Raw genomic sequence first — 12,662 nt, 5'->3', positions numbered from 1 at the left:
CGGCTTCGCGCCGAGAAGCGACAGCAGATATTGTTGCGCGGCCTCCGTGGCGGAGCGCACCTGCGTCTCGCCACCCCCGGCGATCAGCGGGTTGTTTCCGGCTGCGAGCGCGATCGGATCGTTCGCGAACGAAATCCGGGCGTCGTCGATGAAGCCCTGCAATTCGTCCGTGATGGATTTGATCCGCTGGGCGGCCGATGCGAACGGCGATGATGGGCCGAGACCGCTTTCCAGGCCCAACAGCATGCCTTCGAAGGACTCCCGGAATGCAGTGGTCTCGCGGATGACGGCATCCGAGAACGCGGTCAGGACACGATTGATGGCACTGAAATCGCCGGCTTTGAACGCCTTGTCGATGAACTGCTCAGCCTGCGAGCGGAGCTGCTCGAATTGCTGCGAGATCGCGCCTTGCATCCCGCCGGACAGCGTCGAAATGAACTTCTCGAAGGCCGGGCCGGCCTTCTCCCACTCCTCACGAGCTTTCTGAAGCTTAAGATTGTTGCCGAACGCCGTGGCGACGAGCGCGCCGCCCGCCTGCGCAGCGCCGATAGCCATCTGCACCGGGTTCCCAGTCAGGGCGCCCGTCAGAAGATTTTCAAACGCGGCGCTCGCCAGCTTGTCTGCCAGACGATCCAGCCCGGCAATGAGCGCGTCCATCGCGTTCTTGCCGGTCAGTATCGCAGTGAAGACACCCTTCACGACGTCGGAGACACCCTGAAAGCCCTCGCGCATAGCGTCGGTGAGCCGCATGGCGGCCGCCTCCGATGAGGCCAGTGCGGCGGGGATATCGTTGCCGTAGATATCACGAAGCTGCTGAGCAATTTGCGTATCCGCAGGAGACAATCCCATGGTCGCTCGATCAAACTCGATATTTGCACGTACTTGCGCGACCCGCGCCAGTCGGTCAGCAGCCGCGTATTCCTCTTTTAACTGGTCGATGTACTCCTGATTTAGCGCAATGCCAGATTTTTTCGCGGCGCGCTCCGCCTCATGCTGCAATCGCAACTTAAGCACAGCCTCGCCCGTCTGGCCGGCCGTCTGCGCTTCAAGACGGAGCTGCTCAATGCGGTCCTTTGTCCTCTGAATTAGCTGATCGTATGCGCTGACTGTCGCTTTTGAGGGGTCGCCAAGTCCCAGACGGCCGCGCTGGTCCGCGTCAAATGACCCAGACGCAATGCCTTTGATCATATCTTGGGTTTGCTGCAGAAGCTGCGCGAACTTACTCGCATCGCCCATGCTGGCAACCAGTTCAGCACCAAGTTTTTGAAGAGCGGGATTCAGTAGCGCAATGCGCGCGACTTCGTCGACAAACTCGCGGACGTTGGGCGTTCCTTCCTTGAAGGAGCCATAAAGCTTCAACAGTGCATCTTCAAACGGCTGCAACTTCTCTTGGACAACGCGCTCCCCCTGCCCCCCGAACATCGTGGCAAAAAAATCCCCGAGATTGCCATAGCGCGTAGTATTGGAGATGTTCCTTCCGACCTCCTCTCTCAACTTCTGGCGGAGATCAAGTTCCTGCTGAAGAAGCTGAAGCTGCGTAACAGCCTTGCTCTGTTCATACCAATTACGAGCCGAGTTGGTGACCTTGTCGTAGCTATCCTTGACAATCTTCAACAGGCGATCGTGTTCGGCCAAGAGCTTTTCCGCAGTCGGCGCTTCCGACTTCGTGAGCTGATAGAACGCATATGCAGCAGCAGTAACAGCCGCGAATCCCGTCACCATCAACCCGAGCGGGCCAAGGAACGAAGTCACGGATGCGGCGAGACCTTTGACCGCTCCAGTCACGCCGCCCTGAGAGCCGGCAAGGATTTGATAGACCTGGCCGCCTTGTGACGCCATGATCTGGAAGGGGCTTTGGCCCATCGCCAGCATCGTGGCGACGTCGTTGATCTGAAAGCCAAGATTCTTCATTTCGTAGGCGTTCAGGCCGACCTTCTTGCTGTTGTCATTGACAACCTGCGAATGACGGCCAATGGCACCAAGCGCCTGCTGATATCGTTGCGTGATGAGTTCGACCGCGCGAGCGCGATCAGCATCCGTCCCAATGCCCGCCGCCGTAAACCGCTCAACCCGCTCAAGAGCTTGCTGATATTGCTGGTGCGCGCGGATGGCGGGATCAAGCCGGCCTAATAGCCGTTCGAACCCTTGCTCAGTCGCGCGTGTCGCCCGCGTCAGCTTCTCCTCGGAAACCGCAAGGCCGTCGACTGAGCGCGCAGCAGCATCGACGGCGGCAGAGCCATCGACACGCATCCGGTAAACAGCTTCAGTAACTGTGGTGGTCATTGCTTCAAACCAATGGCGCAATAACGATTGCGGGTGCGGTGACGACCGATCCGGCAGCCCTGTCGGCGTACTGCCGGGATGATGTGTGCCAGCGACCCTTGTTCGCCAACCATGAACGCTTTTTCTGATCGGCCTTCAGCCGATAGTTATTCGGGATGGTGACGAACTCGACGGTGATCCGTGCGACGTTTTTGTAGCGGGCCTGAAGAGCCTTCCCGACCCGCTCATAGATTCTTGGCTGGACCTGGATGACGAATGCGCGACCGGACTTCGTTTTGCCGACTTCGATCTTCCGCGCATACGGCACAAGGTTCGCGATCATCAATTCGTCGCTCGGCTTCAGGTCTGCCGGCAATGCATCGACCGCAGCACCATTGACGAACAACTGATGGCTCCTGACATAGTCCCCGGAGATCACCGGCGAGGTTTTCCGAAGCTCATCCAGTGCGAATTCAACCAGCGCCTTCAGGTTCGAATAGGTGTAGATGATCGGACCCGGCAGGATGACCGTTTCCAAGGCCCGATTGCCCGGCCGGTTGGCATAAGCGTCGAATTGAGGATTCCCCTGCCGCGCCATGATGTCAGCGTGGCCTTGACGAGCCACCTGCAAAAGCCGCTCTTTCGCATCCGCAGCAGCCTGCTTCGGCCAGTCGACAGCGACGATCCGTCGGAAAGACTGAATCGGAGTCATTGCTTGTGCTCCGGCGTTGTGAAAATTTGGCGTTGTGAAACGTCTAGGAGGCCCTGGTGGCCCGCCCCTTCACACGATGTGAGCTAGGAACGCAGAAATGAGGATTGCCATCATCAACAGGGGCCCATTGATGACGCTTTGTCTCGGACTAAGTCTAAGCAGTAGCTCCCCATCGTTTGCCCAATCATCTTGTGACCGGATCACGGACAACGTGCGCAAGCTTCAATGCGTGGTCAGGGAAAACCGCCAGAAGAACCCACCGGCCTTAGTTGACTTCGAGAAGTTCAGTGATGAGCAAAAGGACAGCCTTGCGGGCAACATTCGGAACAACGATTTGAACTGCCCCAAAGTGTCGAAAGTAACAAAGGTGGGCGAGGACGCGAACGGATGGATCGTTCGCATTACCTGTGTCTCACTAGATACAGATTCGACTTGGGAACTTAGAATGATCGGATATCCTCTCACCTCTTTCCCCCGTTTCGAACCTTGGTAACCAACTTTACCGCCGACGATCAGCGCCTCTGACATCTTCCGACTGAACGATCGCTCGCTTATACCCAAGGTCGACCAGTGCGCGCGCCTCCCACCCCATCAGCGCGACCCTCGAAAAGCGCGACCAGGCCACAAGAGATTCCCACGTTACGAGAGGCGGACCCATCCCATTGGAGGCAAGTCCCATGGAAATCTCATGGAAATAATTCCAGAGGTATACCAGTTGCCGAGGGCACTCGGGGCCTTCGATAACCGGAGCAATCTTTGGCTTCATACCAAGCTTGGCGAACTGACGGGCCGCACTCTCAGCGTGATCACCCACTGATCCACCATCGGTGAGCTTTCGGGCGTTGCGAAACTCGAACTCGGCGAAGGTTACGAGGCCTTCGACGAGTTCTTCATAAAATTTGCCTCGTTCGCCACGTAAGCAAAGCTCTGCCGCCGCAGCCAGCCCATCTCCGGTGCAGAGAACAATTCGCGCGCGTTCTCTTTACTGAACGGAACGTCGATCACGGTCCCATCCTGCTCCAGAAGATGCCAACTCGTGGCCAGCGCCACAAGCCGCTCTACCTGATCCTCGATCGGGTCTTCCTTCTCCGCCTCGGCGCGCAGCTCGGCGCGGCTGCGGGAACGGAAGCCTTTGCGGACCTGATCGACATTTTTCTTGCGATCGAGCGCGCGGCCGGGCTCGCTGTCCCACGGCAGAAATTCAACGAAGCCCTCGCGGCCCTGAGCATCCACCACCGGATCGATCTCGCCGGGATAAATGATCGGCATCTTCGCGGCGGCGTCGGTGACGACGCCCATCTTCCCAAACTTCGACATCTCAAGTTTCCTTGGCGGAGGCGGAGCGGCCCCGCCCGCCAGCGGGGCCGTCCTGTTGCGCGCAACGCGCGGGAGGCCGTTATGGCCAACCGTGCGGATGACCCCGTAGGCGGCGGGGATTGCTGGATCAGGTCTGTTGCGTGTCGACGATCTGAATGGTCGTCTCGGGAATCCCCGTCGAGGACTCCGTCGCCGTGCTCTTGAGGGCCTGAAACGGGAGCGTGATGGACTGCCCGCCCTCGCCCTGCGTCTGAAGATCGGCGCCGCCGAGCTTCACGCGCGGAAGGTAGAATGTCATGGCCGGCGTATCAGGCGCGCTCGATGTCGTCAGATACGCCAGAATTTCGAGCGTATTCTCGTTGACGAAATCGTTGATGAGGTCGGCATTCTCGAAAAATGCCGTCATCTGGCCAGTCACGTTCGCGCGGCCCAGGAAGATTTCCGGGACGAGGTTCGATCCAACGACAGGATCGGCCGACGGACTGAGTTGCATCTGGATGTTCAGCCCGGTGATGACCGCGATCGTCTGTCCCGACGCCCGCAGCAAGCCGTTGACCGCGGCCATCGTGCCGGTCGTCGTTTCGGCTGACGGGGCGGAGAAGAACGGAGCTGCGCTGTCTTCATAGATCGTCATGTTGCGACCCATGAAGTCAAAATCGACCGTGCTCATACCGGAAGCCGGGAGCTGCACGTTAAAGCCACCAACCCGGCACTCGGTGAACAGGCGGGCAATATCGACGTCCTGATTCCAGATTTCGAGCGCGAACTTGCGGCTCACGAAACCGGACGACGGAACGATGAGACGCCGGCCGATGGACACGACATCGAACTCGGTGTCGGCCGTTGCGGTCGTCGGCGGCGGAAAGACCGTCAGCTCACGTCCGCTGGTGCCGCCCATCGAGAGCACCAAGAAGTTGACGCCATTGTTGGCCGCCTCGGCAAGACCAGTAAATTGCAGGATCATGCCGGCACGGATGCCTTCCGTGATCGGGGCCCCGCCGCCAAGCGTGATCTTGGACGTCGCGTTGTCGAATGCGACGCTGGTGAAGTCGGTCTCGTCGGCCGCGATCGATGCCGCCCAAGTCCCGCGACACGCCGCCTCGAAGAAATCACCATAGGTCAGCGGCGACAATTCCCCGGAGACATTGCCCTGCACGCGCTTCACGCCATGGCGGAAATCGAGGATCTGTCGATCGCCACGGATTTCGTTCGACTGATACGTGTCTTTCGACAAAGCGAGCGTCGACGAGACGCGGCGAAGAATTTGACCGCCCGACGCGCCGGGATCGGAGGAAAAGTCCGGTTCGACGCCAGGCGTGATGACGCCGGTCGAATGAGCCTTGTAAGCAATGCGTGCGGATACGCCTTCGGCGAGAGCCATTTCAGTTCTCCGGTTTTGGGATTGAGGTTGCGGCGATCAGCCGATCTGGTCGAACGAGAGCGCGACCTCAACAATCGCGCAGTTGTAATTGTTCACCTCAGATACGAAGCCCGGCGGCGCGACGCTCGATCCCGGACCGACCGGGATGATGTCCGCAGAAAAGCACGAAATTGAACCATCCCGGTAACTCCGCAGCCGCGCAGCGATCGACTCGGCGTGCGTCATGACCGGACCCATCCCGTCCGCGCCGGTCAGCGGAGCAAAGACGTAGCCCTCAAGCATCGCGCGGTTGCGATAGGTGTTAGCTCCCCGCCCGCCGCCGAACGAGGACGGTCCAGCGCCCGAGCCCTCATTGTTGAACACCAGATAGGCAAAGGCCGCCGGCGTATCCGGCAGCACCGGAGGATCATCGCCCAGCCAGTACATCGGCAGAGTGATCCCGGAGCCGACCGTCAGCCTGGCCTTCAAGGCAGCAAGCGCCTGTGTCGCCGTCGTCATCCGCCAGCCTGGATTTCCAGGGCAATCAACGTCCCGCCGATCCTTCGCGTGTTGGCGTCGACGGCCTTGATCGCCAGTTCCTTGCCACGCACAACAACCTTGTCGGCCGTCGTCAGAGGCAGAATTGCCGACAGTGTGTCGACGAGAGCGATGATCCTCACATCGCCCTGCACGATCGATCCGACGAGCGGGTCCGGCTGATACCCCCTCACACGCGCCATCGTCGCCGTGTCGGTTTTTGGGCGCGGACTCCCGGTTCCGGTGAACCGGCGGACAAGAATTTCTTCGCCACCGTCGACTATCTCCGCTCGATGATCATCAAGAAAGCTCATGACAGTGGCCAGCACCTGAAATCTTCGAGCAAGTCGGCGACGGCCCGGTTGATGCCCGCTTCCGCGGCGCCCGACTGGTCCCACTCACGGCTGCCGACCCCTTCGACAACACGCTTGCGCAGCGCCGGGTCGGCCTTGCTGAGCGAGAACAGTCGACCGATGCGCAGCAGGATCGCGGTTGAAATCTGTTCAGGCACGGCCGCGAAGCCGACGATCGCAGTTACGGTAATCCGCGAGCCCGACTGGATGGCCGGCCAAACCTGACCATGCTTCCGTTCGATCTCCGGCTGCAAGCCATCTTCTCGCAACTGGTAGACCGCCGACGACAGTGTCTGCGGCTGCCCCACCGCATCAACATACGCGATCGATGAAATCGATTGCAGTGGCGCCACTGGAAATCGCGCAAAGTCGCAGAAGCCATCGCAGGTGACATCGACCGCCTGGGTGACGACCTTGATGCTGCAGTAGCGCTCGACGTATCCACGCTCTGACGCGATCATCCGCGTGATCATCGCATCGTAGCTGGTATCCGCCGACGCTATACCGCACTGCTTTTTGACCTCCGCCGAGGTCACCGGTTCGGAGGCCGGCGGCGCAGTGACCTTCGCGGGATACCACATCAGCCCTGAGCCCTCACGCGCGCGCGCTTCCCGCGGCTTTCGATCGGCCGCACAGCGTCTTCTAGACGCTCGACCTCACGCTCGGCGACCGGAACGGCATACCCCGCCGCGACCAGCCGGATCGCCTCGGCTTGCGAGAAATCGCGCTCATCTCCCGGCCCTAGCGTATAAGTTGGCCCCGACAATCCGACCAGGAGACGAACTCGCATTATTCGCCTGCCGACACCTTGAGGACGCCGCCGTCGCTCCAGATCTGACCCGCGACTTCCGGATCACTGGTTGGAATATTGTCGACAAGCGTCAGTAGCGCAGCTACCTCGGCCTTGAGCGTAACCTCGCCTTCAGTGACGGTGAAAAAATCACTGTCGAACGTCACCGATACGAAAAAGTCACCGGCATTCTCCAGCGTGCTGCCCGGCTTAAGAGTGACCTTGCCGCCAGACTCGACGACAAGCTCATTACCGCCGAGCGCCTTATAAACCTTGGTCGCGTAGCTCATCGCCACCTCCATTCATGAAAACAGGCTGGCGAGGCCGTCGGCCTCGCCGTTACTCTGATGCCGTTAGGGCTGGAGCAGGTGCTTGACCGCGGCGGTGTCGCCGAGTTCGCCGTCCAGCCGGATCAGACCGAGCAGGCCGATATCGGGAGCAAAGCGCTCGCGCGCGACGAACATCACCACGCCGCCGACCTTGCGGACGAAGTATTTTCCGAAGTCGCCGAACACGATGGACTTGTTCCCGGCCGCGACATCGGCCATTGCCTGATTGACCGAGTAGCGATAGCCGAGGATGTTGCCCGGCACACCGCCCTGGACATCCCCTTGAGTCCAGATGTAGCGGCCCTCGCCGTCCTTCAGCTTGCGCAACGCGCCCAGCGTCTTGTCATTGAACATGAAGCGGACCTTCGGCGACTGCCGATACGCAGGGTCCACCGAATGAACGAGGTCGATCAGCTCGTCATATGTCACGGCCGCGGCCGCGGCCGCATCCTTCCCCTTCGTCGAGGCCGTGACGATGCCGTTCGGGCCACTCGTGCTGCCGGCACCGGTGGTCAACTCGGTGTTGGCGCGACGACCGAGCCGCTGACCGAGCAGGTCGCCGAGCAACGTCTCGAAATTGAAGATCGAGTCCTGCGCCAGTTCCCAGGAGAACTTCACCCACTCGGTGTCATACGCGAAGGCCCCGAGCGACTTCTTGCCGAAGGTCGCATCCGAGCCGCCATCGTCCGTCACCGAACCAGCCTCGGTATGCGCCGCGACGGGCACGGACGTGTCGTCGATGGTCGGGATGTCGATCGGATTTCCGCCGGTGGTGTTCATCACCGTGCAGATATCCTCATCGTACATCGGCCCCCACATCTTCATGGTCCGAATGAGCTGATTGCTCAGCTCGGTCGGGATCGTATAGCCGCCGGCCGCGCCGCTGCCGCCCGTGGTGGTCTGGGCGCGAGTTTCCCTCGGAGCGGCGCCGGCCTGCAACACGGCCCGCTCCTCGGCACTGAGCGCCGACAGATCGCCCGCCACCTGTACATAGCGATGGAAAGCGGAGCGATAGCTGATCTTGTCGCCGTCATCCGCGCCGCTGGTCTCGATACCCTCGCCCAGCACGGGCCGCTGCTTCGCGCGGCGCTCCTCCTCGCGCTTCTCGACGCTGGAGACGCGCTCTTCGCGCTCGATCTGCTTTTCGAGCTTGTCGAACTCGGCCATCGCCGCATCGTGCTGGGTCTCCAGCTCCTTGGCGCGGGCCTCGTCGGTCGCCTTCTCGATCTGATCGAGACGCTCGCGGGCCTCGGCGACGATCTTCGTCTGCTTGTCCCGCAGTTCCTTAATCCGATTGCTCATCGGTCATATTCCTCTGATGAATGATGGGTTGGGCCTTCGGCGGGACGCCTAGGCTTTACTCATCGCCCGCGAGCGCAGGTCGATGGAAACCTTCATGCCGACGCGCCTTGCGGCGGCATTGAAATTCTGTTGGCGGCGCTCCTTGCGCGCGGCCTCGAGCGATCGCATGGCGATCGTCGTTCCCTCGTAAGCGGGCTCGGAGACGATCGAAACCTCGATCAACTCAGCATCGGTGATCGTGCGCGTCGGCGGATCGGTCGTCTCATCCCATTCCTGCTTCCGCACGATCATGCCGATCGACATGCCGCTGATGTCACCCCGCTCGATCAACTCGCGCGCATCGCGGCCGTCCGTCGTGTCCGGCAAGTCGATCTCGACTGCAAGGCCCTTGCTGTCCTCGTCGACCCGCAGCGTCTTGGCGCTGCTGCGGCCCAGCACGCGGCCACGATCATGCTCAAAGTAGGCGCGCACATCGCCGCCCTTGAGGGACGCACTGAAGGCACCGCGCGAGATAATCTCGCGGAAATACCCGCCGATATCGGCAGCTTCGCCGAAAACGGCCGCATAGCCGCCGACCGTGACCTTGCCGCCATCCGCCGCCGCGCGGCGCTCAACCGGCAGCGTCAGCGATCGACGCTCAGCCTCAGGCTTCGTTGTCATCCGCCTCTCCATCGCCCTTCGGCTCGTCGACCGGGTTGGATTCATTCGGTGCATTCGGCTTCACCACCGGCTGCTGCCCGAGCACGATCGTCGCTCCCTGCACCAACAATTCGTCGGCCGCCGGATTTGCGTGGCGCGGGCGGTTCTCGAGCGCCCGCGCTTCGTTCGGCGTGATCTGCGCAGTCTGCACAGCGCGCGCGATGCCCTCAATCCGCGACTTGAAGTCGCCGCGCATGAGGCCGTCGAGATTGTGCTCGACATAGCGCCCTGCATTGAAGCGACCGAACAGCTTGAGGTTCAACTCGCCCTCGAACGCCTCGGACCACTGGCCGACCAGATGCTTCACCAGGTGCAGATCCTGCTGTTCCGCATTTGTGAATGTGGCGCGTGACAGATCCTGCAAGAAAACCGGCGGAAGCTGATAAATCCGCGCGATTTCCTGAATTTGGTGCGTTCGAGCCTCGGTCATCTGACCTTTTTCGGGGTCGAATCCGATCGGCTTCAGCTCATAACCGGGCGGGATCGGGATGATCGGCTTGCCGTTCTGACGCGCCACGTCGATTGCCCGTCCGATATCGACCATCGCGCGCTTCATCGCATCGGCGCCGACCGGCAGAGGGCCAACGAGCGCCAGCGGCGGGACGCCGCCGCCGGCGAACAGCTTGCTTCCATACTCATTCATCGCGAGCGCAAGCTGGATGGCCTTCGCCGCCATGCTGATCGGTCCGTAGTGGCGCACGCCATCCGCGCGCAACATGAACGGAACATCTATCACATCGACCTGATCGTAGATCTTGTCGCCGAATTTGTACTGGAGCCGTCCGCCGACGCGCTTGATTTGCGTCTTGTTTGGGTCCATCGGCCACAGGGCCTCGACGCCCTGAGGCGTGCGCTCGATCCAGGCGAGTCCGCGCCCAACCGTGAACACCTGCTGCCAGAAGTATTGGCGGAATTTGAAGCTGTCCATTCCGTCGTTCGGCGCATCATGCACCACAACCTGGAGCTTTCCCGAAACCCTGACAGCGCCATCCTTCGTGTTCCGATACGCGTGCAGCGGCAGCGTCGCCATGGTGCGCGACAGAAACGCAACCGCGGCGCTCACCGCCGGCACCGTCAACGCGCTGTCGATCGTGACGTGAGGAAGATTGACGCCGTCGAGACCGAACAGCGCCATAAACTCGCTTGTTTGCGAGACCGGCACCGTCGGATCCTCGATGCTCGCGCGCGTCTCCGCTCCTGATCGACTGATCTCGAGGCCGATCTTCATGCGCTCACCAGCGAGAATTCCGGATCGTCCCAGGGCGACAGCACGACAGCCGCTTCCGGATTGAAGCTCATCAGAACCGCAGCCTCACCGAGCGCGATCACCGGGTCGATCTTTGCCCGACCCGACACCTGTTTCGTGATCATGATCGCATTGCCCCGCGACTCGGCTTTGGCGTTGCCGACACACCAGTTCATCATCGCGGTTCCACCGTGGAAAAGCGTCCCATCGTCGATTTTCATCGGGATCATGTTCCACGCCGGTGCGAGCGCCACACCCTGAAGGAGCCGCCGAAGCATGGCGTCCGTCATGCCGCGGCCGATCAACTCTTCGAAGATTGCAGCGATATTGTTCGGGTCGATTCCAACGGCATCCTTTTGGGGAAAAAGCCCGCTCGCAAGAACACGAGAAAAGACGTCACCCACTTTCGACACGATCTCATTCGATCGCGCGCACATCGTCAGAGACTGCTCATCCTCGAAGTCTTTCAATACCGGCGCTATTTCTCTTCGAAGAGCGAGGACTTTTTGATGGGCAAAGGCGTGAGCCCAACACAGATAGTGCCTCGTGCCCTTTTCTCGGCCAATGACGGCGATGCCGAAGAGATCGTCCATGCCACCGCCGTCGATGCCCATCGTCACGACTTCGGAGCGCTCCAGCAGATGATCGAGGTCGGCCAACCCTTCGTCGACGGCCGCATCCCAGAAGTCAGCAGCACGCCATCGGCCATCGCCAAGGCCAACACCGATCTCGATGTTCAGGTGCTGTGAGGCCCATATCTGCTCGGCCTGCTCATTGGCGCGCCCATTGTTCTGATAGTCGTCCGCAAGGCGCTGCGGGTCGATCGACCGACCAAGGTTCGGAAGCAGCGGCGCCCAGTGTCGCGGGTTGCGCCAATACACCTTGTCACGCTGAAGCTCAGGCGGAAGCTCGTAGAGAACAGGCAGCATGATCGGCGCATCACCGCCCTTGCCGTCACGAATCGCGCGGGCCTTCTTGAGCTCCGTCAGCCAGATGCCCGCCGGCTGCTCATCCGACTGCGTCGTGATCATCAGCACCTGACCGCCTTGCATCGTGATGCCGCCGCCACGTATCTGCTGCATCACTGCCGGCGCTTTCGCCTTTTTGCCGAGCTCATGAAGCTCGTCGATAATCGTCAGCACCGGGATTTCACCGGTAACGATCGACGTGTCGAAGGTCTTGACCTGCAACTCCGTCCCGGTTTTGCGCCGCAAAATCGACTTGACGTTGTCGGTGATCTTGAAGATGGCGTCGAGCCGCGCGTCGATCCTGATCATGCCCTGCGCCTGCTCGAAGCAGCGCTGAGAAATGTTTTGGCTCGGAGCCACGATCAACATCTGGCGGTTCGGGGCCTCCTCCATGAACAGCGCCGTGAGCCCAAGCGCGGCGACGTAGGTCGTCTTCGAATTCTTCTTCGGGACCATGCAAAGCAGCTCCCACACGAGCCGCCGCTTGGTCTCCGGGTCTTCACTCGCCAGAAACGCAACGAGGATGTCGCGAAACCAGTCGCCACAGGCTTCAGCCAGCGGAGGGTTGCCAGCAATATCTGGCAGCCGCAGGCGGTTGAAGAACGCCAGCGCCTTCGCTGCCCGCGCCTGGTTGAGCGGCACGGCCGCCATGGGCGTCTCGCCCGCCTGGATCTTCTGCCACCAATCGGGGCAAGAGAATCGCGGCGCGTCAGTGGACGACATTCTCGGCGGTCGCCTCGGCCTCGATCTCGGCCATCAGATCGGCATCCGCCGCTTTGGCACGCTG

At 61.0% G+C, this 12,662-nt stretch carries 13 protein-coding genes; all 13 read right to left on the bottom strand.

Annotated elements, in window-relative coordinates; genetic code table 11:
- Window positions 1-2,304, bottom strand: a 2,304-nt coding sequence (locus tag WC026_RS16555; RefSeq protein ID WP_372712112.1) for a phage tail length tape measure family protein, incomplete at its 3' end; no start/stop codon positions are given.
- Complete coding sequence (locus WC026_RS16550; protein WP_372712111.1) at window positions 2,288-2,974, bottom strand: hypothetical protein; 687 nt, start codon at window positions 2,972-2,974, stop codon at window positions 2,288-2,290. The genes WC026_RS16550 and WC026_RS16555, both read right to left, overlap by 17 nt.
- Before the next feature lie 867 nt (window positions 2,975-3,841).
- Window positions 3,842-4,273 carry a hypothetical protein gene (locus tag WC026_RS16545; protein WP_372712110.1) on the bottom strand — a complete coding sequence of 144 codons (432 nt, stop codon included), beginning with the start codon at window positions 4,271-4,273 and terminating at the stop codon, window positions 3,842-3,844.
- A gap of 145 nt (window positions 4,274-4,418) precedes the next feature.
- On the bottom strand, window positions 4,419-5,672 hold the full coding sequence (locus WC026_RS16540) for a phage tail tube protein (RefSeq protein ID WP_372712109.1): 1,254 nt from the start codon (window positions 5,670-5,672) through the stop codon (window positions 4,419-4,421).
- A 36-nt stretch (window positions 5,673-5,708) separates the two neighbouring features.
- Entirely contained in the window at window positions 5,709-6,170 is a 462-nt protein-coding gene (locus WC026_RS16535) for a hypothetical protein (protein ID WP_372712108.1), read from the bottom strand.
- Window positions 6,167-6,517 (bottom strand): hypothetical protein, encoded by a 351-nt coding sequence (locus WC026_RS16530; RefSeq protein ID WP_372712107.1) that lies wholly within the window; start codon window positions 6,515-6,517, stop codon window positions 6,167-6,169. Before WC026_RS16530 ends, WC026_RS16535 begins: the two co-directional genes overlap by 4 nt.
- The gene (locus WC026_RS16525) at window positions 6,499-7,122 is read right to left on the bottom strand and encodes a hypothetical protein (protein WP_372712106.1); all 624 of its coding nucleotides are present in this window, start codon (window positions 7,120-7,122) and stop codon (window positions 6,499-6,501) included. Before WC026_RS16525 ends, WC026_RS16530 begins: the two co-directional genes overlap by 19 nt.
- Window positions 7,122-7,331 (bottom strand): hypothetical protein, encoded by a 210-nt coding sequence (locus WC026_RS16520; protein WP_372712105.1) that lies wholly within the window; start codon window positions 7,329-7,331, stop codon window positions 7,122-7,124. The genes WC026_RS16525 and WC026_RS16520 overlap by 1 nt, the downstream gene beginning before the upstream one ends.
- The gene (locus WC026_RS16515; protein ID WP_372712104.1) at window positions 7,331-7,621 is read right to left on the bottom strand and encodes a hypothetical protein; all 291 of its coding nucleotides are present in this window, start codon (window positions 7,619-7,621) and stop codon (window positions 7,331-7,333) included. The genes WC026_RS16520 and WC026_RS16515 overlap by 1 nt, the downstream gene beginning before the upstream one ends.
- A gap of 63 nt (window positions 7,622-7,684) precedes the next feature.
- Window positions 7,685-8,962: a phage major capsid protein gene (locus WC026_RS16510; RefSeq protein ID WP_372712103.1), complete on the bottom strand. Its 1,278-nt coding sequence runs from the start codon at window positions 8,960-8,962 to the stop codon at window positions 7,685-7,687.
- A 48-nt stretch (window positions 8,963-9,010) separates the two neighbouring features.
- Window positions 9,011-9,622 carry an HK97 family phage prohead protease gene (locus WC026_RS16505; protein ID WP_372712102.1) on the bottom strand — a complete coding sequence of 204 codons (612 nt, stop codon included), beginning with the start codon at window positions 9,620-9,622 and terminating at the stop codon, window positions 9,011-9,013.
- Window positions 9,606-10,889, bottom strand: a complete 1,284-nt coding sequence (locus WC026_RS16500; protein ID WP_372712101.1) for a phage portal protein — start codon at window positions 10,887-10,889, stop codon at window positions 9,606-9,608. The genes WC026_RS16505 and WC026_RS16500 overlap by 17 nt, the downstream gene beginning before the upstream one ends.
- Window positions 10,886-12,526 (bottom strand): terminase large subunit domain-containing protein, encoded by a 1,641-nt coding sequence (locus tag WC026_RS16495; protein ID WP_372712100.1) that lies wholly within the window; start codon window positions 12,524-12,526, stop codon window positions 10,886-10,888. Before WC026_RS16495 ends, WC026_RS16500 begins: the two co-directional genes overlap by 4 nt.
- Window positions 12,527-12,662: the final 136 nt, after the last annotated feature.

The organism is Hyphomicrobium sp. (assembly GCF_041674905.1).
Taxonomy (GTDB): Bacteria; Pseudomonadota; Alphaproteobacteria; order Rhizobiales; family Hyphomicrobiaceae; genus Hyphomicrobium_B.
Note: the sequence above shows the minus strand (reverse complement) of the source record. Positions and strands in the feature narration are given on the sequence as shown.